Below are 24394 nucleotides of genomic sequence, written 5' to 3'. Positions count from 1 at the left end.
TTTTCCTCCTAATTAATTTTATTTAGAAAAATACGTTCAATTAACTCATAGGCGTCCTTATTATCCCCCTTTAAAGTTTCTTCTTTTAAAACTTCAATGGCACGATTTATATATGTGTTAGCACTACTTTTTAAAAGGGTAGCTACAAGCTTGTCATTATCTTTAGTGTACTTTTTATTCTTAAAAGTTTTAAGATTGTTTTCCACAAGTAATTGGCCCTCTTCTTTTACATCTTTAATTATACCACTTAAGGACATTAACTTTAAAAAATTATCATATTCATCATAGTATTTCTTTATTATATATTTATTTGAATTCATAATATTTCTTCGCTGAATCTTATTTTCTCTGTCTACATTTTGAAGATTATCTAAATTAAATAAACATATATTTTTTAATTCACTACAAGAATCTTCAACATTAATTGGCAAGGAAAGATCAAAAATTAAAATTGGTTGGAAAGGGAGATCTTTCTTTAGTACAATTGGAGTAGGGGAAGAAGTACAGCATATTAAAGCATCTATATATTTATAAGTATCTACCAAATTATCAATGGATATAATTTCAATCTTTTTATTTTCCATTAATTTTATATTTTTTATTATAGTACTATTATTAATAATCTTATCTGTATTTCTTACTACAATATATATTTTATCTAAGATATCTTGTTTTCCTATAAGATAATTTAAAGTTAATTGAGCCATTTTACCAAAACCTAATATTAATATATTTTTACATCCTTGGTCTATAGCTTTTTTAGCAGCTATAGATGAATAGGACACAGGTGTTTTATATAGTTTACTTTCGGTTTTAAACTCTTTACCACAACTAATAGCCATTGAAAATAGCTTATCAAAAGAAGCTTTTATAACTTTTAATTCTTTACTTTTTGAGTAGGCATCCTTTACTTGACCTAAGATTTGATCCTCACCTAAAATCTTTGAATGAAACCCGCAACTAACTTCCAGTAAGTGAGTTATAGCCTTGTTATCATTAGAGTAAAATATATATTTAATAAATTCCTCATCCCAATTAAGCGTTTTGAATACTTCTTGTATTATGATATTTTGAGATAGGGAAGATTTTAAGTATATTTCTGTTCTATTACAGGTATTAATTATAACAACTTCTTCGCATAGAGTTTCTTTCATGTTTAGTAATATTCCATCTATATTATCTTGGGATATTGCTAGTTTAGCTCTTAAAATTAAATCAAGTTCTTTCTTTATTCCAATTAAATGAATCATCTTTACCCCCAAATCTATGAAATTACTAAATTTTATTTAATCAAATTTAAAACCCACTACAAGTGAGCACATTATAACTCATATATTGTAACATGAAAATTATACTATATGAAAATTTTTTTGACAATGATAAAATAGGATAATAAAATTGAATTGTATATATTACTAATTTCTAACAATTAAAAGGTGAGGTAATGCTATGAAAAAGTTTATTCTAAATATCTTTATTTCTATTACAGGCTTTGTTTTTATTATGCTTATTTCTATTTTAATAGTAACAAGCATAAAACCTATTTATACTTACAGTATTAATAAATTTAATATGGAGGAGAGAACAAGCTTATCTATTGCGGAGATGAAAAAAAATTATTCTTATGTAATAGACTATTTGTTATATAATAACAACGACAAATTTGAACTACCATCTTTAGGATCATCAGAAGCTGGTGCTTTTCATTTTAAAGAAGTAAAGGAATTATTTAAACTAGTTAAGATTACTATATTAAGTTTAATAATTACGTTAGCCATATTATCTGTACTGTATACTAGCAGTTATAAGAGCTACATTTATATAAAATATATTTCCATTATATCAATTATAACTCCAGTTATAATCTCAATAGTTGTAAGTATTAATTTTAATTTTTTCTTTACAATATTCCATAAAATTTTTTTTGATAATGATAAATGGATTTTTGATCCCAACACAGATCCTATTATAAACATACTACCTGAAGAGTTTTTTTCATTATGTGCTGGCGCTATTGGAATTCTTTGCATAGTCATTGGAATAGTATTATATGTGTTATATTACAATTATAATAAAAAGATTTCAAAAAGATATTAGAAAAAATCTAATATCTTTTTGAAATTAAAGATAATTTACATTTACTTTTTTACCTAATGAAATTAGTAATCTGGATATGTCTTTAACAATTTTAATTTTTAAATTAAATTCATCTGGAAAAGATGGATTTTGATGAGCTGGATTAACTGCTTGCCCTATATATATATCTATGGATGTACCTTCATTAATTAACATATTAGTAATTCTAGAAGCTCCATCAGAGCCATTTATAGCACAGGGTATAGCATTCTTTTTAATGGAATTTAGATAATTTTTTAATAAATCTTTTACTTTATTTAAAGTTAGTATACCTTCTGTAACCAAGTCTATACCTTTCATAAATCCCATAGGCGGGACTTCTGAAGTATAATGTTTTAAGTCTATCTCTATAGGGGTATGTAATGCGTTAGATATTATATTTGCGGTAGTGCCACCACATACAATTTTTTTACCTGTAGCATTTTTCACAAGATTTATAAGAATGTCATCATCATCTTTATTTTTAGGCGGTCCTGTGAAGAGAGAGATGTTTTGTTCCTTTCTTATTTTAATAGTTACTACTGTTGTATCATCCCCAGGTTTATTATCATATAAGTCTTTACAAACTTCTAATAGTTGTCTACATATGTTTTGAGCAATAACCTCTTTATGGAGTACATTAGTTAGATATCTATTTATATGAGGCCATTCCCAACCTAGATTTAAGAGTCCACCTACACCAGCATGTACAACTCCGTCACTTATAATAACTAGAGCATCAGATTCATTCATATAAAATCTACTTTCAAAAATAACTTTACCATTCACTATACGTCGATTCTTCTTGATGTCACAACTTCGATTATTTCTAAAAAGAAAAACAGGTGGATTATCGTACTCTACCATATATACCTCACCACTGTTTTTAATTTTCACAATTGTAAAAGTGGAGTAGGCTAACTTTCTAACTTGACATTCAGGCAATGTATTAATTATAGTATCTATAGTCTCATCTATAGTAGCTCCTTCTTTTAACATAGTAACTGCAATTTTAGATGTTAAAGTTCCTAGTATATTAGCTTTAACACCACTGCCAAGACCATCTGACATCACTACAATAATTCCATCTTCTGTATTAGCAATTTCAACGTTGTCACCACAAAGTTCTTCACCTTGTTTATTCATACTCATATTAGCTACATCTAAGTAATATTTTCTCATATTAGTCTTCCTCTTCTAATACTTTTTTTAATTCTAGGATAGCAACTTTAGTTTCTGCAGTAGTTTCACCAAGTAAGCTAGCAATTTCTTGAGCAACCATCATTTGCTTGTTTATAATTGTTTGGGTAACATCAATAGATTTACGCTTCAATTCAGTCAATTCTAATTTCCTATTTTCTTCCTCAGTTATGTCTGTAAATGTTATCAATAAAGATGAGTGATTTTTAATATAAATTACACTTTTATATCCATGAAAATCTAACTTACTGTAGAAAACTTTTTTACCTAGAATATTCTTTTTTGTGTCGGCTACTTTTTTAAAGTCTAAGTCGTGTATAATTTCTGTTATAGGAACTCCTATTATACTTTCTTTTTCACAATTTAAAAACATCCTTCTTCCAGAGGGATTAATGTCCTTAATCAATAAGTTATCATCAATTATAATTAAAGCATTAGGCGAATTTTTAAATATTTCACTATTCATATTTTCTGCTAATGATCTCATATAAGGTACACACATTTCAACCTCAGACATTCCATTGTAAACAGCAATAGCCTTTTCAACACAAGTGTTGTATCCACAAGCGCCACAGTTTAATTCATCTTCTTTAGTGTATTTTCCCATTTGTTTAAGAAGAACTTTAATTTCATCATCTTTAGGCGTTAGCATATGGATTTTTTTATTTTCAAAGTTTCTTGTAAGATTAAGATTATCTTTATTTATATTAATAACTTTTGAATTATTACTTTTGGTTTTTAAGTAATTTTGAATTCTTTGGAGTCTAGTGTATACAGATTCATTATCAGATAGTGTGCCTGGACCGCCAAGACAACTTTCATTACAGGCACTTAATTCTATACACACATTCTTTAAAGTATTATTTTTAAGTTCCTCCAAAATAACTTTACAATTTTCCAGACCGTGAACCCTAATTACATTTAAATCTTTTTTATCAATAGTAGGTCTTATGGCATTTAATATTCCACCAACTACAGGATAGCGATCACCTCTTGTAGTACCGCTAAAATCTACTTCTCCATCTTCTAGTTCAGAATATTCAATACCATTCTCTTTTATATAGTCGATGATTTCGTCAAAGGTTAACACAGAATCAACAAATCCTAAATTAGATTCAGATAAAGCTTCATATTTTTTAGATACGCATGGACCTATAAAAACAGTATAAGGCTCCTCATATCTATTTTTAATGCTTTTTCCATGGGCGACCATGGGAGAAGATACTGGTAAAACTAATGGAATTAATTCAGGATAATATTTTTCTATTAACATTACTATGGAAGGACAACAACTTGTGATAAATTCACTATTTAAACTACAATCAATCATATATTCATATTCTTGAGTTACTAATTCTGCACCTATGGAAACCTCTTCAATATAAGAAAAACCTAATTTTCTTAGAGCAGTTATCAATTTAGGAGGGTGAGAGAATACCCCTCTAAAAGCAGGTGCTAATTGCGCAACTATTGTTTTATTGCTATTTAATGCTGCTTTGACATCATCAATATCTGAAAGCACATGACGAGCGTTTTGAGGACATACGACTAAACAATGACCACAAAAAATACATCTATCTTCTTGGATTTTAGCTTGATCATTTAAGACTTCTATAGCTTTAACTGTACAAGTACGTACACATTTGTAGCAATTTTTACAGTTAGCGGAGGAAAAATTCATTACTTGCATAGATTCACCTTCTTAACTATATATTCTTCAAAGAATTTATCTACTTCATCTTCATTTACAGTATAAATGTTATCATCCACAGTAACACATACCGAATCAGTACAATGGCCAAGACAAAATGAAGCTTTTAATTCTATTTTATCTGTTAAATTATTTAATTCTATTAAGCTCTTAATTCGGCTTATAACATTATGAGAACCTCTCACATAACAAGCACTTCCAACACAAACTTTAACAATCAAAATAAAACCCCTCCCTAATATGTATATATGTTATATAATAAATTATAGAACTTTGGTAAAACACCGTCAATCACATGTTGTTATACATTTGACAATATTACAAAAGTAATGTAAATAATAAGTATAAAATTTATTATGGGAGGATATAAAATGAGATTAGTAGTTGTTTCTGATATTCATGGTTCTTCAAAATACACAAAAAAAGCTATAGAAGCATTTAATAGAGAACAGGGGGATTATTTATTAATTCTTGGAGATATACTTTATCACGGGCCAAGAAATCCATTGCCGAAAGAGTATGATCCTAAAGAGGTGGCAAAGATACTAAATGAATATAGATATAAAATAATTGCAGTACGGGGAAATTGTGATTCGGAAGTTGATCAAATGTTACTGGATTTTCCATGCATGGGAGATTATTCTGTAGTTTTATATAATAACAAAAGATTTTTTTTAACACATGGTCACATATATAATGAGAATAATATGCCTAATATAGCTACAGAAGATATAATGCTACATGGTCATACACATATATTAGGTCTTAATAATAAAAATGGTATTTCTATAATTAATCCAGGTTCTATTTCTTATCCAAAGGAAAATAATCCTCATAGCTATGGAGTTGTAGATGGAGATGTATTCTATATAAAAACATTAGAGGGGACCATAATTCAAAAAATAGCATTGAACTAAATAATATTATATATTAAAAAGTAGAGGTATTAAAAAACTCCCTCTACTTTTTAATTATTTTATCAATTATATTAGATTCAATTAATTCACTTTTACTAAATCCATTTCTAAAGTATCTCACTTGTTTATATTTAACTCCACCCATTTCGAAATCAAGGATATCAATTCTATCTCCCTTAAAAATTTCAGCTTCTTTCTTGCGTTTTAGAAATATATAAATTTCCATATAATTCCTCCTTGTAGTTATTAATTAAGTAGATTATATAACAACGTAGATGATTTATTCAATAATATAGCTAAAGGAATTATTAAATTAAGTTAAATAGTATTTTAAAAAGTTAAATATATAGGAATTACTTAAGGCTGTTTTTGTATACATAAGGTCATATAATAATATATAATTAAAAAATTTCAAGAATAATTAAAAAATTGAGTAGGTTAACATGAAAATAAATGGTATAATAATGTGTAAAGGTTCTGGTGGTTATATTGTTGCTATCTGTGCTGCAAAACTAAGTACTAAAGCTTTACTAACGTAAAATAAAAAACTTGTTAAAAAGCTATTCACATGGTTCCACCAAAAACAACTAATTTTAATTGCAGGAGGAGTATGTATGAACTTAGAACATGTTAAAAACATTGATTCGGAAATTTATGAAGCAATTTGTCTTGAGACTGCTAGGCAGGAAAGTAAAATTGAACTCATCGCTTCAGAAAACTTTACAAGTGAGGCTGTAAGAGAAGCTATGGGGTCCACTCTTACAAATAAATATGCAGAAGGCTATCCAGGAAAAAGATATTATGGTGGTTGCGAATGTGTAGACGTTGCTGAAAATATTGCTAGAGATAGAATGTGTAAACTATTCGGCGCGGACCATGCCAATGTTCAACCTCATTCAGGTTCTCAAGCTAACATGGCGGTTTATATGAGTGTATTAGAACCGGGAGATAAAGTATTAGGAATGAATTTATCTGATGGTGGACACTTAACCCATGGAAGTCCAGTTAATTTTTCTGGAAAGTTATATAAATTTATATCTTATGGAGTAGGTGAAAATGGATTTATAGATTATAATGCATTAAGAACTGTAGCTTTAGATGAAAAACCTAAAATGATAGTTGCGGGAGCTAGTGCTTACCCAAGAATAATAGAATTTGATAAAATAAGATCGATTTGTGATGAGATAGGTGCATATATGATGGTGGATATGGCTCATATAGCTGGACTTATTGCCGCAGGGGTACATCCTAGCCCATCACCATATGCAGACTTTATTACAACAACAACTCATAAAACTTTAAGAGGACCAAGGGGTGGGGCAATACTTTGTAAAGAAAAGTATGCAAAACTAGTAGATAAAACTATATTCCCTGGAATACAGGGTGGTCCATTAATGCATACTATTGCAGCTAAAGCTATTTGCTTTAAAGAAGCTCTAGACCCATCTTTCAAAGAGTATCAGCAAAAAGTTTTAGAAAATGCTAAAGCTCTTGCAAGTGCATTAAAAGAAAGAGGATTTAAATTAGTGTCTGATGGTACCGATAATCATTTAATTCTTGTGGATTTAAGAAATAAAGATATTACAGGAAAAGCAGCAGAGCATCTATTAGACGAAGTTGGAATCACTGTAAATAAAAATACAATACCTTTTGAATCCCAAAGCCCATTTGTAACTAGTGGTATTAGAATAGGTACTCCTGCTACTACTACTAGAGGTTTTGGAAAAGAAGAAATGATTGAAATTGCTGATATAATGAATTTGGCAATTGATAATAGGGATGGTGATTTATCACCTGCTAAGGAAAGAGTTAAAGCTCTTTGCAATAAAATTCCATTATATAAGTAAAATATTTGTAATAACTAAGGACCTAGCATTTTCACTGCTAGGTCTTTACATTTTTTATAGAATATAAAAATGAATGCAAAGTAAAATTTACATTATATTGACTTATGTGTTTAAACCTCTTATAATTATGGGTGAAAATTAAATAGTATTTTAGGTGCTTTTTAAAAGTGAAAAGGGAATATGGTTAAAATCCATAGCAGCCCCCGCTACTGTAAATGATGACGACCCTCAAATACCACTCTTAATAGGGGAAGGTGAGGTTAGAGTGATTCATAAGCCAGGAGACCTGCCTAAATATGAGCTTTCGGAGGGAAATGAGCTATTTTAGTGACTAAGTTAATATGTATAAGTAAAATTGAAGATTTTGGTAAGTTTATCTTACTTAGATTTAAACTTATATTTTTTATTTTACTAAGATGGGAATTTAAATTATTTGGCAAGGAAGCTTTTCTTTCTTGCTTTTTTATTTTATTTAAATAGAAAGAAGGTATTATAAATGGCTAAAATAATGATTCAAGGTACAGCTTCTTCTGTAGGAAAAAGTATACTAGTTACTGCATTATGTAGAATATTTAAACAAGATGGGTATTCGGTATGTCCATATAAGTCACAAAATATGTCTCTTAATTCATATATAACTTTGGATGGAAAAGAGATGGGTCGTGCTCAAGTTTTGCAAGCTTATGCTGCGGGAATTGAACCAGAGGTATATATGAACCCTATTCTACTAAAACCTACTACAGATAAAAATTGTCAAATAATTTTTAATGGAGAAGTTTATGGTTACTCCAATGCAAAGGAATACCACAATTTAAAAGTTAAATTTAAGGATGATTTAAAGTCTGCTTTTGAAAAATTAGAAAATCAATTTGATATTATTGTTATGGAAGGGGCAGGAAGTCCAGCAGAAATAAACTTAAGAGACAACGATATTGTTAATATGGGGATGGCTGAATTAATAGATGCACCTGTTTTACTTGTAGGTGATATCGATAAGGGAGGCGTATTTGCTTCTTTACTAGGTACTATTATGCTCCTTAGTGATAGTGAGAAGGAAAGAGTTAAAGGAACTATTATAAATAAGTTTAGAGGAGATATATCCTTACTTAAACCTGGAGTAGATAGTTTAGAGGAGTTAACTCATAGGGATTGCTTAGGAGTTGTTCCATATTTTAAATTAGACTTAGAGGATGAAGATGGAGCTGTTGACCTTAATAAAAATATCACAGATAAAATAGATATAGCTATTATAAGGTTACCACATATATCAAACTTTACTGATTTTGATGCATTATCTATAGAACCAGATGTTTCTGTAAGATATGTGGAAACTGTAACTGAATTTAAAACTCCTGATTTAGTTATAATTCCTGGAACTAAAAATACCCTAGGGGATTTAGAATATTTAAAAAAATCAGGTTTATATAACAAAATTAGAGAATATGAAGTTAAGGGGAAAATCATAGGTATTTGTGGAGGATATCAAATGCTAGGGAAGGTATTAGAGGATCCTTATGGAGTCGAAACTACACTAGAGTCTATGAATGGATTAGATATTTTACCTATAAAAACAGTTTTTGAAGAGAAAAAGATTACTACTAGAGTTAATGGTATCATAGCAAAGGATTTAATAAACAATGATACTCCTTTAAGTATATATGGGTATGAAATACACATGGGAAAAACTACACTTCTAGATGAAGGTAAAAGCCTTATTAACATAAATAAGAGTAATAATGAAGAAGCTAATCATTTAGATGGAGTAGTAAATAATAAAGGAAATGTGATGGGAACATACATTCATGGAATTTTTGATGGGGTTGAGTTTAGACAACACATTATTAATGAATTAAGAAGAGATAAGGGAATTGAAGAGAAGATTTCTGTGCCTTATGAGCACTTAAGAGAAAAGGAATTAGATAAACTAGCTGACCTTGTAAGAGCCTCTATAGATATGAATAAAATATATAAAATAATGGGCTTAAGTAGATAGTGGGAGAAGTTATAATGATTAATTTTCATATATCCTTAAATATACTTTGTGTATCTTTAGCAGTTATTTTAGACTTTATTTTAGGTGATCCTAATTGGCTACCACATCCTATTATATATATAGGAAAACTTATTGGAGCTATAGAAAAGTGTCTAAGAAAACATTTCCCTAATAATATTAAATTGAAGTGGGCTTCTTTATTTATGGTGTTTATGGTTTGTGTAATTTCATACACTATTCCGTATTTATTACTTAAGCTATCTATAATAAATAATATTGTTTTTATAGTAGTTAATACTTTAATAATATGGACAACGCTTGCTGCTAAGAGTCTTCATACAGCCGGAATTCAGGTCTATAATGCTCTTGTTCAGGATGATATAAAAGAAGCTAGAGTTAAGCTTTCTTATATTGTAGGTCGAGATACAACTTCTTTAAGTAAGGATGAAATAATTCGAGGTGATGTAGAAACTATAGCCGAAAATACTTCTGACGGTATAATTGCACCTATAATTTATTCCATCATAGGAGGGGCACCCCTTGCTATGATGTATAAAGGAATTAACACTATGGATTCCATGGTAGGGTACTTAAATGAAAAATATAAGAATATAGGTTTTTTTCCAGCAAATGTTGATGATATATTTAACTTTATTCCTGCTAGATTAACTGGAGTATTAATGTGTCTTACAGCATGGATAGTTAAGGGAAGGATAATTGAATCCCTTAAGATTATGATTAGAGACAGAAAGAATCATAAAAGTCCTAATTGTGCCTATCCTGAGGGAGCTACTGCTGGAGCCTTATATATTCAACTAGGTGGTTCTAATACCTACTTTGGAGAAGTAGTAGAAAAACCAACTATTGGTGATGATATAGAAGCTTTAAGTCATCAACACATAAAGAAATCTATAGTACTAATGTATAGTAGTGAAATTTTACTAATAATATTAAGTTTAGTATCTGTAATTATACTTTAGTTAAAGGTAAGTGTTTATATATACTTGCACATATTAAGATGAAAGGTGGTATATATATTTTGAAACATGGAGGAGATATATATACTGAAGGTACCTTAATTGGAAGAAAACTTTTAGACTTTAGCTCAAATGTAAATCCTATATCCATATCTAAGGATTTTAAGGAAAATATAGGAGAAGCTTTAGAAAAGGTACCTCTGTATCCAGATATAAAATATAGAGAATTAAAAAATAACCTATTAAATTATTTATTTGAAAGTAATGAGTATTTTAATGAAAATGCCTATGGTAAAGAGTATTTTAATAGCATAGGTATTGAAAATATTATAGTAGGAAATGGGGCAGCTGAAATTTTAGATTTAGTTATAAGCTACTTGAATTCTATAACCATAGTTGTTCCTTCCTTTGTAGAATACGAAGATTTTAGTAAAAAACATAAATTGAATATCAATTATTCTTTTTTAAATGGGTTTATGGAATATGATTATGAAGATATTTTTACGCAGATACAAAATACTGAGGGGTTAATATTGGCTAACCCCAACAATCCAAATGGTTGTATTATTGATTATTGTAAATTTAAAAACATATTAGATTATTGTGAAGCTCATAATAAATTAGTGATTATTGATGAAGCGTTTATAGAATTTGTATTAGATAATAATAAGAGTATAATTAATTATATACATAATTATAATTGTATTGTAATTGTTAGAGCTATAACAAAATTTTTCTCCATGGCAGGAGTTCGATTGGGCTATGCCATAAGTAGAAATAATAAATTACTAGATTTCATTATTTGTAATCAAAATCCTTGGACAGTAAATTGTTTTGCAGAAGTTGCTGCTAAGTATGCATTATTTGATGAAAAATTTATAGATGAAAGTAAAAATTGGCTTATATCTGAAAGAACATTTATGAAAAAATCTTTGAATGATATAAAGATTGTACAAAAGGTATATGAAAGCAATGCTAATTATTTTCTTTGTAAGATAAAAGGAATTACAAGCTCAGAACTTTTAAAACAGCTTATGGAAAAGGGGATTTTAATTAGAAATTGTAATAACTATACTGGTCTTAATGATAGTTTTATAAGGGTAGCTATAAAAACTAGAGATATGAATGAAAGTATTATAAAAGCTTTAAGTGAAATTAGTAGCTAAATAAATATTAAAATAAAGGATAGGATTCTCATGGATAGTTTTAATGATTCCGTATTTATTTCATTGAATGGTATGAATACTAAAGTTTTAATATTGGGAGGAGGAAAAAGTGCTCTAATAAAAACTAAAACTCTTTTAAATAGTAAGTTTGTGGTTCATTGCATCTCAGAACAATTTACAAATGAATTTAAGTTATTAGATGGTGCTTATGGTAATTTGAAACTTCTAGATAAAACTTTTACTAATGAATTATTGGAGGATTATCATTTAATTATAATTTGTACAAATGATTCTAAATTCAACGAAAATATTAGGAATATATGCAACAGTAAAAATAAAATCTTTATTGATACTACCATTCCGGAGAATTCTAAAGCTGTTCTTTGTGCTACAGGAAGAAGTGAAAATATTGCTTTGGGGCTGAGAATTAAAGGAAAAAATCCTAAAGCATCAGTATTTTTATGCAATAAGGCAAAGGAGTATCTTCAGAACTTTGACAATTATATAGAATTTATAACTCATATTAGAAATAATGTAACAACTTTAAATAATAAAAGTGAAATTCTAAATTTTATATGTTCTGAAGATTTTCTTTTCTTCTTTAACCATGGATACCATATTGAGATTTTGCAATTATTTTATTCGGATTTAATAAATGAATGGGTATAGATTTAAATTATACAATGAATGGAGGAGTAGAATTGAATTTAAAATTAGCTACACGAAAAAGTAAGCTTGCTCAAGTTCAAACTGATTATGTAATGGATTTGGTTAGAGAGCTACATAATATAAAATGTGAAAAGGTTCTTACAGATACTTTAGGAGATAAAAGACTTGATGTAACACTAGATAAAATAGGCGGAAAGGGAGTCTTTATAAAAGAGTTAGAAAAATTAATAATTGATGGAAAAGCACATGGAGGAGTCCATAGTATGAAGGACGTACCCTATGAGCTACCAGATGGTTTCTCAATTGCTGCTACACCAATAAGGGAAGATGTAAGGGATGCCTTTGTTTCCATGAATGGTGTTTCATTTTTTCATTTACCTAAGGGGGCCAGAGTTGGTACTAGTAGTAAAAGAAGAAGTGAACAAATTCTTCTTTTAAGACCAGACATTGAAATAGTTCCTGTAAGAGGTAATGTTCAGACAAGAATTAATAAGATTGAAAATGAGAACTTAGACGGAATAGTATTAGCAGCTGCTGGGTTAAAGAGATTAGGATTAGAAGGAATCATTACTAATTATTTTGAAACAGATGAAATAATTCCTGCTATTGCACAAGGAGCTTTAGGTATAGAGATTCATGAGAGTTGTGAATATGCAGATGAATTAAGGGCCCTAGATAATGAAGAGGTTAGAATTTGTGTAGAAGCTGAAAGAAGCTTTATGAGAGAGTTAAAGGGTGATTGTCATTCTACTATTGGTGCATATGCTTCTATAGAAGATGATGTAATGACTATTATGGGTATATATGAAGTCAATGGTAAATTAGTGAAAGACACTATTATAGGAAATAAAGAAGAATATTTAAACTTAGGAAAAAAATTATCTCAAGTTATCTTAAATAAGTAGATATTGAATAGGAGGATTTATGGGAAAGGTTTATTTAATTGGAGGTGGTCCAGGATCACCAGACTTAATAACATTAAGAGCTATAAAGGTTTTAAGAGAATGTACAGCTATACTTTATGACAGATTATCTGGTTCTGAAATATTGAAATATGTAAATACAGATGCAAAACTTTACTACTGTGGAAAAGAGCCAGGGTGTCACTATAAAACTCAGGAAGAGATTAATAATATCTTAATTAAATTAGCAAAAGAAGGACATATTGTTGGAAGAATTAAAGGTGGAGATCCATACATATTTGGTCGTGGTGGTGAAGAAGCTTTAGCTCTAATAGATGAAAATATTGACTTTGAAGTAGTGCCGGGTATAACTTCACCTATTGCAGCACTAAATTATGGTGGTATACCTGTAACTCATAGAAAAATTGCCCAAAGTTTTCATGTATTTACGGCTAAAAGTGCAGCTGGTTTAAATTTAGATTTTGAAACTATAGCTAAATTAAAGGGCACTTTAATCTTTATGATGGGTTATGAACAATTAGGAGGTATTTGCAATGGTCTTATTACTGCTGGATTAGGAGAAGAAACTCCAGTAGCTCTTGTAATGAGTGGAACTACTTCTAATCAAAAGAAAGCAGTAGGAACTTTAAAAGATATAACTGAAATAGCAAAGGAAGAGGGCATATCAAATCCGTCTATCATTGTGGTTGGAGAAGTAGTTAAATTTAATGATAAATTGAATTGGTTTGAAAAGTTACCTCTATTTGGAAGAAATATTTGTATAACTAGGGGTAAGGCTCAAAGTAAGGAAATTAGTGATGAACTATCTAAATTAGGAGCTTCAGTTACAGAAATAAATTCTATAGCAATAGAACCTAAGCCTGAAAATATTAAAGCTGTTGAAAGTAAATTAGAAGGATATAAATATATATTATTAACTAGTATTAATGGAGTTGAAATGCTATTTAATGCATTACATCATAACAATATAGATATAAGGACGATTAAAGGTGAGTTTGTTTCTATAGGGGATGCAACTACTAAAGCTTTAAAAGATAAAGGGATAATTCCAACTTTAACAGCAAAGGAATTTACTGGTGAAGGTTTATTTAAAGCAATAGAACTAAAGGTTTCCTCAGGAGATAAAATATTAATTCCTCGCTCTAAGAAGGGGAGAGACTATATTGTAAATGAACTTCGAAACATTGGAGCTGAGGTAGATGATATTCCAGTATATGATACAGTTATTGGTGAAAATCCTAATTTAATTTCCTTTGAAAACTGTGATACAGTAGTATTTACTAGTCCTAGCACCGTAGAAAATATGATTACTTTGGTTGGAATAGATAAAATAAAAGAAAAATCAATTATATCAATAGGGCCTATTACTTCAAAGGCATTAAACATTCATCAATTATCCTATACACAATGTGATAAAATTGGAACTCAAGGTATTATAGATACATTAATAAAATAAATTTTTTAAAGACTGAAAGGTAGGTGTATCATGGCCTTGCATTAATAGGCTATGTTTATTATGTTCAAAAGATATAGAAGATTAAGAGAAACTAGTGCAATAAGAGATATGGTACGTGAAACTATTTTAAATAGTAATGATTTTATATACCCAATTTTTGTGGTTGAGGGAGAAAATATTAAGGAAGAGATTTCATCTCTAGCAGGGAATTACCACTGGTCTTTAGATAGATTACATGAAGTTATAGATGAAGTTATCGCTGCAGGAGTAAAGGGTATAATCTTATTTGGACTTCCTGATGATAAAGATGAAATTGCATCCTCAGCTTTTTGTGAAGATGGTATAGTTCAAAGAGCAATAAGAAAAGTCAAGGAAATCTCTAAGGAATTATTTGTTATTACCGATGTATGCATGTGTCAATATACTACTCACGGTCATTGTGGAATTATTAAAAATGAGAGAGTAGATAATGATGAAACCTTAAAGTATTTAGCTAAGATTGCACTTTCTCATGCTAAAGCTGGAGCTGACATGATTGCACCTTCAGATATGATGGATGGTAGAGTTAAAGCCATAAGGGATATATTAGATGAAAATGGACTTGGACATATATCTATAATGAGTTATAGTGCAAAATATAGTTCTGCTATGTATGGTCCTTTTAGAGCAGCTGCAAATTCAACTCCTCAATTTGGAGATAGAAGTAGCTATCAAATGGATCCTGCCAATGGGAAGGAATCTATGAGAGAAATCGAAGCTGATATTGAAGAAGGAGCTGATATAGTCATGGTTAAACCAGCTATATTATATTTAGACATAATAAAAGAGGCCAGTATGACTTTTAATATGCCTATAGCTGCATACAATGTAAGTGGGGAATATGCTATGATAAAAAATGCAGGAGAAAATGGATTAATTGATGAAAAAAGAGCTGCTATTGAAATGTTAACTTCAATAAAAAGAGCTGGTGCTAAATTAATTATCACTTACTATGCATTAGAAGCAAGTAAATGGATTCAAGAATAAATAGATTTAACATAAAAACTCATTGTAATACTGCAATGGGTTTTTTTATACGTCAATTTTTAAATATAATTTCAAGTTTGGTATAATGAATAATATCAAAATATAATTCATATCTATAAATTATATCATTGAATGTATAATATTTTAGCTGTATAATAGGTTTAGATGTTTATTAGTGGAAAATAGGGGTGAATATGAATGAATGTTAAAGAAAAAATTGAAGGACTAAGAAGGGCTATGAAGGAAAATCAATTATCAGCTTACATTATTCCTAGTTTTGATTCTCATCAAAGTGAATATGTAGCTGAATACTTCAAAGCTAGAGCATGGATTTCTGGTTTTACAGGTTCAGCAGGTACTGTAGTAGTAACTCTTAATAGAGCAATATTATGGGCAGATGGTCGTTATTATATTCAAGCTGAGAAACAGCTATCTGATACAGGAATAGAACTTTTTAAAATGGGACAACCTAAGGTTCCTACATTCACAGAATTTCTTAAAGAAGAGCTTAATCCAGGAGATATAGTTGGGTTTGATGGTTCTGTAATGCCTATTGGAATATACAAAACTATGACAGAAACATTTAAAAGTAGAAATATAAAAATAGATCCAGAAAAGGATTTAATATCTCCAGTTTGGAATGATAGGCCAGCTATGCCTAATACAATGGTTTTTCTTCATGATGTTAAATTTGCAGGTAAATCATCATCAGAAAAGCTTGCTATTATTTGTGATAAGATGAAGGAAATAGGGGCTGAATATTACGTACTAAGTTCTTTAGATGATATAGCGTGGACATTAAATATTAGGGGAAATGATGTAGAAAGCAGTCCTGTAACAATATCATATTTATTAATTAGCATGGATTCCGTTAAGTTTTTCATAGATAATAATAAATTAACTGATGAAATTAAATCTAATCTGAAGGCTTCTTCTGTAGAAATATTAGGATATAATGAGATATTCAATAACTTAAAAGAACTTAAAGATACATCTATCTTATTTGATCCAAATAAAACGACTGTGAAAATTCTTACCTCATTAAATGAATCTATTTCTAAAATTGAAAAAAGAAATATAACTACAGATTTAAAAGCTATAAAGAATGAAGTTGAAAGAAATAACTTTAGAAACTGTACTATAAAAGATGGAGTAGCCATGGTTAAGTTTATAAAGTACTTAAAAGAAAATGTAGGTAAAGAAGAAATATCTGAGATGTCAGCCACAGATACTCTAATTAAATTGAGAAGTGAACAAGAGTATTTTGTTGAACCAAGTTTTTCAACTATAGCTGCCTATAAAGAACATGCTGCTATGATGCACTATTCTGCTACTTCAGAAAGTAATTATACTTTAAAACCAGAAGGGTTATTCTTAGTAGATTCAGGTGGGCAATATTATGATGGAACTACAGATATAACAAGAACTATAGTTCTTGGTGAATTGACTGAAGAAGAAAGAAGAGACTTTACTCTTGTAGTTAAGAGTAATTTAGCTTTAACTATGGCTAAGTTCTTATATGGGGCTACTGGATCTAACTTAGATATTATTGCAAGAATACCACTTTGGGAAGCAGGAATTGATTATAAATGTGGAACTGGTCATGGAGTTGGATTCTTCCTTAATGTTCATGAAGGGCCACAAAACTTTTCGCAAGTTCCTAATACAGTAGTCCTTGAAGAAGGAATGAATGTTACAAATGAACCTGGTGTATATAAAGAAGGTAAACACGGTATTAGAATAGAGAATTTGCTATTTGTTACTAAAGATAGTAAAACAGAATATGGTGGACAATTTATGAAGTTTGATGTAGCTACCTATTGCCCTATAGATTTAGATGGTATAAAAATAGATATGCTTACTGAAAAAGAAAAATTATTCTTAAATAATTATCATAAAGAAGTATATAAATTGTTATCAACTTATCTAAATACAGAAGAAAAAGAATTTTTAAAGAAAGAAACTAGAGAAATTTAAAACTTATATTACAAATTATTGTTTCATAACTAAAACAAAAATCATCTCTACGTAATAGGGATGATTTTTATTATAGCATTTAGTATTATAACATTTTAACTATTCCTGATATTATAATTAGTAACATACCTATAAACAAATAACTGAACATATTAGAATCGCGGTTCATGGAAATACCTCCAAACTTACTGGTGTTTATATGTACACTTATAATATATACGCTATATAGGTAGAAAAAATACCTAATTAAATAATATAAAAAAATATAATATTTTACTATAATGTGGTATAATTATATTTAATACACACGTATATAATATTTTATATATGTTTATTAATATTATTTAAATTTGAGAGGTGATATTTAATGGATTTAAACTGGATTTGGTTTGGATTACTTATTTTTGTAATAGTTGTGGATATAACTACAAGTAGTTTTACCTTTTCATGGTTAGGATTAGGATTTATTCCTGCTTTTATTGCAGGATATTTTGTAGACTTTACTACACAAATATGGATCGCTTTGATACTAGGAACTATTGCGATTATATTTGGATTAAAGGTGTCTAAAAAATATATTAATGTAAATCTACCAACCGAAAAACCCTTGGTTGGTAAGTATGAAGATAGAGAATTTGTATCTGAAGTTAAATTAGAAAGTAATAGGGAATGTAGAATAAAAGTTAACGAAGTTTACTGGACAGCAAGAAATATAGGTGAAGATATAAATATTGGGGATACTTTTAAAGTGTTAAAAATTGAAAACAATAAATTGATAATTAAAAAAGGAGTGATTTAAATGGAATTAGTAATTGGTGTTTTAGTCATACTATTTGTAGTTCTAATCATCATAATTTCAGCCGTTAAAGTAGTTAACACTGGTTATAACTATGTTATGGAAAGGTTTGGTCAATTTTATAAGGTCTTAGAACCTGGATGGCATTTAACAATACCTTTTGTGGACTTTATTAGGAAGAAAGTATCTGTTAAACAACAAATACTAGATATACCACCACAAAACGTAATAACTAAAGATAATGTTAATATTTCTGTAGATAACGTTATATTTTATCAAGTTCTAAGTGCAAAGGATGCGGTTTACAACATAGAAAACTATGTTCAAGGTATAATGTATTCCACTATAACTAATATGAGAAATATTTTAGGTGATATGACTCTAGATGAAGTATTGGCAGGAAGAGACCTTATAAACTCAAAATTATTACAAATCGTTGATAATATTACTGATGCTTATGGAATTAAGCTATTGTCTGTAGAAATTAAAAATATTGTACCTCCATCAGAAATTCAACAAGCTATGGAAAAACAAATGAGAGCTGAAAGAGATAAGAGGGCCATGATTCTTCAAGCTGAAGGAGCAAGACAATCAGAAATTGAAAAAGCTGAAGGAGAAAAGAGAAGTAAAATACTTGCTGCTGAAGCTGAAAAAGAAGCTAATATAAGAAGAGCAGAAGGATTAAAAGAATCTCAATTACTAGAGGCAGAAGGTAAAGCAAAAGCTATTGAAAAAATTTCAGAAGCAGACGCTGAAGCAATAAGAAGAGTAAATGAAGCTATAATTCAATCAGGAACTAATGAAACTGTCATAGCTTTAAAACAAGTTGAAGCTCTTAAAGAAATGGCTAATAATCCTGCTAATAAGCTTATATTACCAAATGAAACATTATCTTCCCTTGGAAGTATAGCAGCTATTGGTGAAATGTTAAAAAATAATAAATAGTAGTAAAATAAAGCATTAGGATACAACCTAATGCTTTATTTTATATATAAATAATTACAATATCTATATTTAAATGTTGAAATTATTAAATAAATATTGTAAAAAATCCTATATTAGCATATACTCTTAATACAGTGAAATGAGAAAGTTTATATAAATATATAATTTAAAAGGTAGGTGAAAATTTTATGAATAATTTAAATATTGATTTAGACTTAATGTTAGAGCTTAGCTTATCAGAAACAAGAGGCGAAGGGGAATGTTATTTAAACTTGAATGATGGTGAATTTTCTTATATTCCTCAAAGTATTATAGAAGCATTAAGAGATGAATCTAAATTTGATAAACTTGAAAGTTGGGAAAAGGAATTAGCTACAGAAGCAGAAGATGTTACTATGAACTATAGTGACAATTATCTTTATATTCCACTAGTAAATGAAAGTATATTAGTGGGTTCCATGAAAAGCTACTTAGATACTTTAAATCCTAATGACAAAAATGAAATTTATAGTAAGGTTGATTGGTCGAATCCTCTATTAACTTTTAATAGAGTTTTAATTAATAAAGACAAATTAGATGAATTTTATACCTTTAGAGATGAATTTTTAATTAATTATTTAATAGATTGGTTAAAAGAAAACAATATAAGTGTAGTTAAATAGTTTTATAACACAAATAAAAAATGAGGCATGCGTCACATTCCTAACGTTAAAACCTATAAAACGTAAAATCTATACATTCCTATACATTAAAAAAAGACGTAGAATTCTTATAGGAATTCTACGTCTTTAATCTTAATCTAGAAAAGGAGTTTCTTTTTCTAGATATACTTTATGCCAAATTAAGAATATAAGTATTGTCCAAATCTTTCTACTTAAGTCAAATGGACCTTTTCTATGATCTTCTACTAATTTAATAGCAGCAGCTTTATTTACAAATTCATCTGCGTTACTATTTTTTATTATGTCCATAGCCCATTGATAAAGCTCATCCTTAAGCCATAATCTTATTGGAACTGGATATCCCAGTTTTTTTCTATCAAGAGCAGTTAAGAATGGTAATTCTGATTTAAAAGATTCTCTTAATAAGTATTTTGTTACATGACCATTAATTTTTTCATCAGCAGTGAGCTTTGAAGCAACTTTAAATACTTCTTTATCTAGGAATGGTACTCTAAGCTCTAAAGAGTGAGCCATAGTCATTCTATCAGCTTTAACAAGGATATCTCCTGTAAGCCATGTATTAAAATCTACAAATTGCATTTGAGTGATAGGGTCATATTGAGCAGCTCTATCATAGATATCATTCATAGCCCTCTTAATTGTATATTTTGACTCATACTTATTAAGTATTCCTTCTTTTTCATCATCTAAGAAGATTTTTGCATTACCTACATAACGCTCTCTCATAGGAGTACAGCCTCTGTCAATAAAGCTTTTTCCTCTTGTTCCTTCTGGTATATGAGATGCACCAGATTTTAAGACTTTCTTTAAGAAACTAGGTGCATGATCAAACATTTTTAACGAATTAGGTTCATGGTAAATAGTATATCCACCAAATACCTCATCAGCACCTTCTCCAGATAAAATAACTGTAACATGCTTAGCAGCCTCTTTTGCTATAAAATAAAGTGGTATAGCTGCAGGATCGGCTACTGGTTCATCCATATGCCAAATTATCTTAGGTAATTCATTGGCAAATTCTTCATAAGAAACTATTTTACTTATGTTTTCTAATCCTAGTTTATCAGCTGATTCTCTAGCTAAATCAATTTCACTATATCCGTTTCGATCAAAGCCTATGGTAAAGGTCTTTAAGTCCGGCATGTGTTTTTTTGCTAGAGCAGTTACAACAGTAGAATCAATTCCACCTGATAAGAAAGACGCAACAGGCACCTCAGATTGCATATGTAGTTCAACTGAATCTTCTATGGCTTTACGAATTTCTTCCATCTTTTCATCTTTTGGTCCTGGAGTAGGGTTAAACTTAATTGAATAATAGCAACTTATTTCATGAGCTTTACCTAATTCCTTCTTTATAATATGACCTGGTTTTAAAACCTTTATATCCTTTAGTAAAGTTTTTGGTTCTGGCACAAATTGAAATGTAAGATAGTCATGAAGAGCTCCGTTATCAATATCAACACAATCGCTATCAGGATTAGCATGAAAACTCTTGAGCTCAGAAGCCACATAAAGTCCAGTTTCATTTTCTATATAATAAAATGGTTTTATACCAAATGGATCTCTTCCACCTAAGAATACTTTTTTCTTTCTATCCCAAATAATAAATGAGAACATTCCTCTAAGTTTCTCAACAAACTTATCTCCTAAGTGAGTGTATAACGTAGCTATTACTTCTACTTCTGAATTAGTAGTAAAGTTATAGCCTTCTTTTATTAATTCATCTCTTAAAGATATATAATTATATATTTCTCCATTAAAAACTATTTCTAATTCATCCTTATAAGAGTAGGGCTGAATTCCATTTGCCAAATCAAGAATACTTAGTCTTTTAAAACCTAAATAAACATTTTCATCCATATACTCTCCATCTTGAGTTGGTCCTCTATGTTTAATAACTTCTCTCATATCACGAAGAGTTTCTTTCTTTTCTTCTAGTATTTTAGAATTGCTAAAAAACGTTACAAATCCGCACATCGATAATCCTCCTTAGTGTTTATACACATAAAAATATTTTACAATATATATCTATCTTAATCAATATATTCATTATTATATAATTAGTAGTACCTAACTATTATTTCTATCACATAGTATACCATATTTCTACATGAAAAGTTATATAAGTTCGATAACTTTTCAACCAAGACAAGAACTTTAAAAATGATTGTAATAAAATGTAAAAACAATTAGATAATTATTTTATGGAAAAAAAAGGTAATTAAATATTGTAATAGAATAATAATAATAGAATCAATATGGTATTAATTAAGGGGAGAGAGATTATGAGTAATTGTTGCGGTAAAAATATCTGTTTTTATTATTATGGAGAGGATCATTTGGTAATTAATCTATATAAATACATAAAACAGCAAATAGAAAATAATAACTATGTTTATCTTTATGTAGATGAAGATATATATAAATTACTTACTAATAATTTAGATTCAAATGAAAGATTAATGATAGAAAATATTAAAATGAGTAGTATATTAATTTCATCCTATAATGAAAATATAAACTCTACGATGATATCAAAGTTTCTTAGAGATCTTAAAGGTAAAGCTTCAAATTCAGGATTTTGGGGAGGGGACTTTATAATAGATGGTGCAAAGATATTAAATAACACCTGTAATACAATATTTGAAGAATTTATTAAATCTTTATCTAATATATGTGAAGAAGAACATATAAATATACTAACATGCTATGACTTTTTAGATTATGTAAATAGAGGAAAAATTATTACTGAAGAAATTATGAGAAGCTCATATAAATACCATGATTATAGGATGTTTGGAAATGAAATTTTACCAATAGAATCTTTTCAAGTAGAGAGTAATATAGTATAGAAAAATTTAACTATTATATTATCTTATAGGTATTAAAGTTCTATAGAAAAGAGTGATAAATAAGTCTATTGACACACATAACGGCTATGATATTATATAATTATAAATGACATTGAAATTATTTATAATTAATGTTATAAAGATTTAATTATATTTAGATAATAGTTAGTATATATAGAAAAGAGGAATAAAATATGTCAATAGTAAATATAAGTGATAAAGCTACTACTGAATTTTTACAATTTTTAAAGGATAATGAAGTTACGACAGATACAGTAAGAATTCATTTTGCAGGCATGGGATGTGGTGGTGCTGTATTTAATTTAGTTTTAGATAAGGAAAAAGATAATGATAACATAGAAGTAGTAGAAGGACTCACATTTTTAGTGGATAAGGCAGTTACTGAGCAATTTGGTGAATTAACAATTCTTTCTGCAGATGAAAATGGTAGAGGTGGGTTTTCTATAGAACCAGAAAAAAAACCAGAAGGTGGCGGTTGTGCTGGTTGCACAAGTTGCGGTTAGATTTAATAAATAATAATTATATTACTGAAAGTGCAGTGTTAAACTTGTTTAATATTGCACTTTTTTAGTATGTATATTTATTTCAAATAAAACCTATTAATAAATCCAATGATAAATACGATTGACATTCATAGTAATATTTATTAGTGTAATAAATATGTAGATTCATTGACACAATAGTAATGTATCTATAAAACTGAAAAGGAAAAGAGGTAAAAATTATGTCAACAGTTAAAATAAGTGATAAAGCTACCGTTGAATTCTTACAATTTTTAAAAGATAATGAAGTTACATCAGATACAGTAAGAATTCATTTTGCAGGTATGGGATGAGGCGGCCCAGCATTTAATCTAGTTTTAGATGAAAAAAAAGATACTGATAATACAGAAGCAGTAGAAGGACTTACATTCTTAGTAGATAAGTCTGTTAATGAACAATTTGGAGCACTCACTATTCTTTCAGGTGAAGAGAATGGTAGAGGTGGATTTTCTATAGAGCCTGAAAAGCAAGCTGAAGGTGGCGGATGCTCAAGTTGTAGTAGCTGCGGCTAATGAATAAGTAAAATCTTATATTAAAATAAAAGTGCAATGTTAATATAAAATGTACCCTAAGTCAAG

At 28.9% G+C, this 24394-nt stretch carries 22 protein-coding genes and 1 riboswitch; of the genes, 16 read left to right on the top strand and 6 right to left on the bottom strand.

Annotated elements, in window-relative coordinates:
* Positions 1–8 precede the first annotated feature (8 nt).
* A complete protein-coding gene (gene hemA / locus B3630_RS05435) occupies positions 9–1250 on the bottom strand; it encodes a glutamyl-tRNA reductase (RefSeq protein ID WP_346896216.1) in 1242 nt (413 codons plus the stop codon).
* Between the two features lie 199 nt (positions 1251–1449).
* Between hemA and B3630_RS05430 the strand changes: the two genes are divergently transcribed.
* A complete protein-coding gene (locus B3630_RS05430; protein ID WP_346896214.1) occupies positions 1450–2097 on the top strand; it encodes a TIGR01906 family membrane protein in 648 nt (215 codons plus the stop codon).
* A 24-nt stretch (positions 2098–2121) separates the two neighbouring features.
* Here the strand turns inward: B3630_RS05430 and B3630_RS05425 are convergent, their stop codons facing one another.
* The 3 genes from B3630_RS05425 to B3630_RS05415 are packed head-to-tail and all read right to left on the bottom strand — an operon-like array spanning position 2122 to position 5247.
* On the bottom strand, positions 2122–3297 hold the full coding sequence (locus tag B3630_RS05425) for a SpoIIE family protein phosphatase (RefSeq protein ID WP_346896212.1): 1176 nt from the start codon (positions 3295–3297) through the stop codon (positions 2122–2124).
* A 1-nt stretch (position 3298) separates the two neighbouring features.
* Entirely contained in the window at positions 3299–5005 is a 1707-nt protein-coding gene (locus B3630_RS05420) for a [Fe-Fe] hydrogenase large subunit C-terminal domain-containing protein (RefSeq protein ID WP_346896210.1), read from the bottom strand.
* Positions 4996–5247 carry an NAD(P)H-dependent oxidoreductase subunit E gene (locus B3630_RS05415; protein WP_346896208.1) on the bottom strand — a complete coding sequence of 84 codons (252 nt, stop codon included), beginning with the start codon at positions 5245–5247 and terminating at the stop codon, positions 4996–4998. The genes B3630_RS05420 and B3630_RS05415 overlap by 10 nt, the downstream gene beginning before the upstream one ends.
* Positions 5248–5397: 150 nt before the next feature.
* Between B3630_RS05415 and yfcE the strand changes: the two genes are divergently transcribed.
* Positions 5398–5943 carry a phosphodiesterase gene (gene yfcE, locus B3630_RS05410; RefSeq protein WP_346896206.1) on the top strand — a complete coding sequence of 182 codons (546 nt, stop codon included), beginning with the start codon at positions 5398–5400 and terminating at the stop codon, positions 5941–5943.
* 43 nt (positions 5944–5986) lie between these two features.
* On the opposite strand, the gene B3630_RS05405 is transcribed toward yfcE, so the two are convergent.
* Positions 5987–6169: a hypothetical protein gene (locus tag B3630_RS05405; protein WP_346896204.1), complete on the bottom strand. Its 183-nt coding sequence runs from the start codon at positions 6167–6169 to the stop codon at positions 5987–5989.
* 388 nt (positions 6170–6557) lie between these two features.
* On the opposite strand from B3630_RS05405, the gene glyA reads away from it, so the two are divergent.
* The 12 genes from glyA (at position 6558) to B3630_RS05345 (ending at position 20380) form a co-directional block, all read left to right on the top strand.
* Positions 6558–7790, top strand: coding sequence for a serine hydroxymethyltransferase (gene glyA / locus B3630_RS05400; protein ID WP_346896202.1), 1233 nt, complete (start codon positions 6558–6560; stop codon positions 7788–7790).
* 135 nt (positions 7791–7925) lie between these two features.
* Positions 7926–8098: riboswitch (cobalamin riboswitch) on the top strand.
* Positions 8099–8286: 188 nt separating this feature from the next.
* Complete coding sequence (locus tag B3630_RS05395) at positions 8287–9783, top strand: cobyric acid synthase (RefSeq protein WP_346896200.1); 1497 nt, start codon at positions 8287–8289, stop codon at positions 9781–9783.
* A 14-nt stretch (positions 9784–9797) separates the two neighbouring features.
* Positions 9798–10763, top strand: a complete 966-nt coding sequence (cbiB, locus tag B3630_RS05390; protein ID WP_414632999.1) for an adenosylcobinamide-phosphate synthase CbiB — start codon at positions 9798–9800, stop codon at positions 10761–10763.
* 38 nt (positions 10764–10801) lie between these two features.
* Positions 10802–11926 (top strand): pyridoxal phosphate-dependent aminotransferase, encoded by a 1125-nt coding sequence (locus B3630_RS05385; RefSeq protein WP_414632998.1) that lies wholly within the window; start codon positions 10802–10804, stop codon positions 11924–11926.
* A gap of 30 nt (positions 11927–11956) precedes the next feature.
* Positions 11957–12595: an NAD(P)-dependent oxidoreductase gene (locus tag B3630_RS05380; RefSeq protein WP_346868951.1), complete on the top strand. Its 639-nt coding sequence runs from the start codon at positions 11957–11959 to the stop codon at positions 12593–12595.
* Positions 12596–12627: 32 nt separating this feature from the next.
* On the top strand, positions 12628–13500 hold the full coding sequence (gene hemC, locus B3630_RS05375) for a hydroxymethylbilane synthase (RefSeq protein ID WP_346896196.1): 873 nt from the start codon (positions 12628–12630) through the stop codon (positions 13498–13500).
* 19 nt (positions 13501–13519) lie between these two features.
* On the top strand, positions 13520–14974 hold the full coding sequence (cobA, locus tag B3630_RS05370) for a uroporphyrinogen-III C-methyltransferase (RefSeq protein ID WP_346896194.1): 1455 nt from the start codon (positions 13520–13522) through the stop codon (positions 14972–14974).
* A 60-nt stretch (positions 14975–15034) separates the two neighbouring features.
* A complete protein-coding gene (hemB, locus tag B3630_RS05365) occupies positions 15035–16000 on the top strand; it encodes a porphobilinogen synthase (RefSeq protein ID WP_346896192.1) in 966 nt (321 codons plus the stop codon).
* 198 nt (positions 16001–16198) lie between these two features.
* Positions 16199–17977, top strand: a complete 1779-nt coding sequence (locus B3630_RS05360) for an aminopeptidase P family protein (RefSeq protein WP_346896190.1) — start codon at positions 16199–16201, stop codon at positions 17975–17977.
* Positions 17978–18344: 367 nt separating this feature from the next.
* Entirely contained in the window at positions 18345–18776 is a 432-nt protein-coding gene (locus B3630_RS05355; protein WP_035132265.1) for an NfeD family protein, read from the top strand.
* Positions 18777–19718 carry an SPFH domain-containing protein gene (locus B3630_RS05350; RefSeq protein ID WP_150845538.1) on the top strand — a complete coding sequence of 314 codons (942 nt, stop codon included), beginning with the start codon at positions 18777–18779 and terminating at the stop codon, positions 19716–19718.
* A gap of 188 nt (positions 19719–19906) precedes the next feature.
* Positions 19907–20380 (top strand): hypothetical protein, encoded by a 474-nt coding sequence (locus tag B3630_RS05345; protein ID WP_346896188.1) that lies wholly within the window; start codon positions 19907–19909, stop codon positions 20378–20380.
* Positions 20381–20512: 132 nt separating this feature from the next.
* Here B3630_RS05345 and asnB read toward each other — a convergent pair whose 3' ends face one another.
* On the bottom strand, positions 20513–22378 hold the full coding sequence (asnB, locus tag B3630_RS05340; protein ID WP_346896186.1) for an asparagine synthase (glutamine-hydrolyzing): 1866 nt from the start codon (positions 22376–22378) through the stop codon (positions 20513–20515).
* A 308-nt stretch (positions 22379–22686) separates the two neighbouring features.
* Between asnB and B3630_RS05335 the strand changes: the two genes are divergently transcribed.
* Entirely contained in the window at positions 22687–23253 is a 567-nt protein-coding gene (locus B3630_RS05335; RefSeq protein ID WP_346896184.1) for a hypothetical protein, read from the top strand.
* A 194-nt stretch (positions 23254–23447) separates the two neighbouring features.
* On the top strand, positions 23448–23777 hold the full coding sequence (locus tag B3630_RS05330) for a HesB-like protein (RefSeq protein WP_346896182.1): 330 nt from the start codon (positions 23448–23450) through the stop codon (positions 23775–23777).
* Positions 23778–24394: the final 617 nt, after the last annotated feature.

Origin of the sequence: Clostridium sp. UBA7503, assembly GCF_002477055.1 — a bacterium.
Lineage (GTDB): Bacteria > Bacillota > Clostridia > Clostridiales > Clostridiaceae > Clostridium_J > Clostridium_J sulfidigenes.
This window is presented reverse-complemented; position numbering and strand designations above follow the sequence as displayed.

Bases quoted from the DNA above. Each gene is read 5' to 3' on its own strand.
- hemA (WP_346896216.1), bottom strand. From the start codon at position 1,250: ATGATTCATTTAATTGGAATAAAGAAAGAACTTGATTTAATTTTAAGA.
- B3630_RS05430 (WP_346896214.1), top strand. From the start codon at position 1,450: ATGAAAAAGTTTATTCTAAATATCTTTATTTCTATTACAGGCTTTGTT.
- B3630_RS05425 (WP_346896212.1), bottom strand. From the start codon at position 3,297: ATGAGAAAATATTACTTAGATGTAGCTAATATGAGTATGAATAAACAA.
- B3630_RS05420 (WP_346896210.1), bottom strand. From the start codon at position 5,005: ATGCAAGTAATGAATTTTTCCTCCGCTAACTGTAAAAATTGCTACAAA.
- yfcE (WP_346896206.1), top strand. From the start codon at position 5,398: ATGAGATTAGTAGTTGTTTCTGATATTCATGGTTCTTCAAAATACACA.
- B3630_RS05405 (WP_346896204.1), bottom strand. From the start codon at position 6,169: ATGGAAATTTATATATTTCTAAAACGCAAGAAAGAAGCTGAAATTTTT.
- glyA (WP_346896202.1), top strand. From the start codon at position 6,558: ATGAACTTAGAACATGTTAAAAACATTGATTCGGAAATTTATGAAGCA.
- B3630_RS05395 (WP_346896200.1), top strand. From the start codon at position 8,287: ATGGCTAAAATAATGATTCAAGGTACAGCTTCTTCTGTAGGAAAAAGT.
- cbiB (WP_414632999.1), top strand. From the start codon at position 9,798: ATGATTAATTTTCATATATCCTTAAATATACTTTGTGTATCTTTAGCA.
- B3630_RS05385 (WP_414632998.1), top strand. From the start codon at position 10,802: ATGAAAGGTGGTATATATATTTTGAAACATGGAGGAGATATATATACT.
- B3630_RS05380 (WP_346868951.1), top strand. From the start codon at position 11,957: ATGGATAGTTTTAATGATTCCGTATTTATTTCATTGAATGGTATGAAT.
- cobA (WP_346896194.1), top strand. From the start codon at position 13,520: ATGGGAAAGGTTTATTTAATTGGAGGTGGTCCAGGATCACCAGACTTA.
- hemB (WP_346896192.1), top strand. From the start codon at position 15,035: ATGTTCAAAAGATATAGAAGATTAAGAGAAACTAGTGCAATAAGAGAT.
- B3630_RS05360 (WP_346896190.1), top strand. From the start codon at position 16,199: ATGAATGTTAAAGAAAAAATTGAAGGACTAAGAAGGGCTATGAAGGAA.
- B3630_RS05355 (WP_035132265.1), top strand. From the start codon at position 18,345: ATGGATTTAAACTGGATTTGGTTTGGATTACTTATTTTTGTAATAGTT.
- B3630_RS05350 (WP_150845538.1), top strand. From the start codon at position 18,777: ATGGAATTAGTAATTGGTGTTTTAGTCATACTATTTGTAGTTCTAATC.
- B3630_RS05345 (WP_346896188.1), top strand. From the start codon at position 19,907: ATGAATAATTTAAATATTGATTTAGACTTAATGTTAGAGCTTAGCTTA.
- asnB (WP_346896186.1), bottom strand. From the start codon at position 22,378: ATGTGCGGATTTGTAACGTTTTTTAGCAATTCTAAAATACTAGAAGAA.
- B3630_RS05335 (WP_346896184.1), top strand. From the start codon at position 22,687: ATGAGTAATTGTTGCGGTAAAAATATCTGTTTTTATTATTATGGAGAG.
- B3630_RS05330 (WP_346896182.1), top strand. From the start codon at position 23,448: ATGTCAATAGTAAATATAAGTGATAAAGCTACTACTGAATTTTTACAA.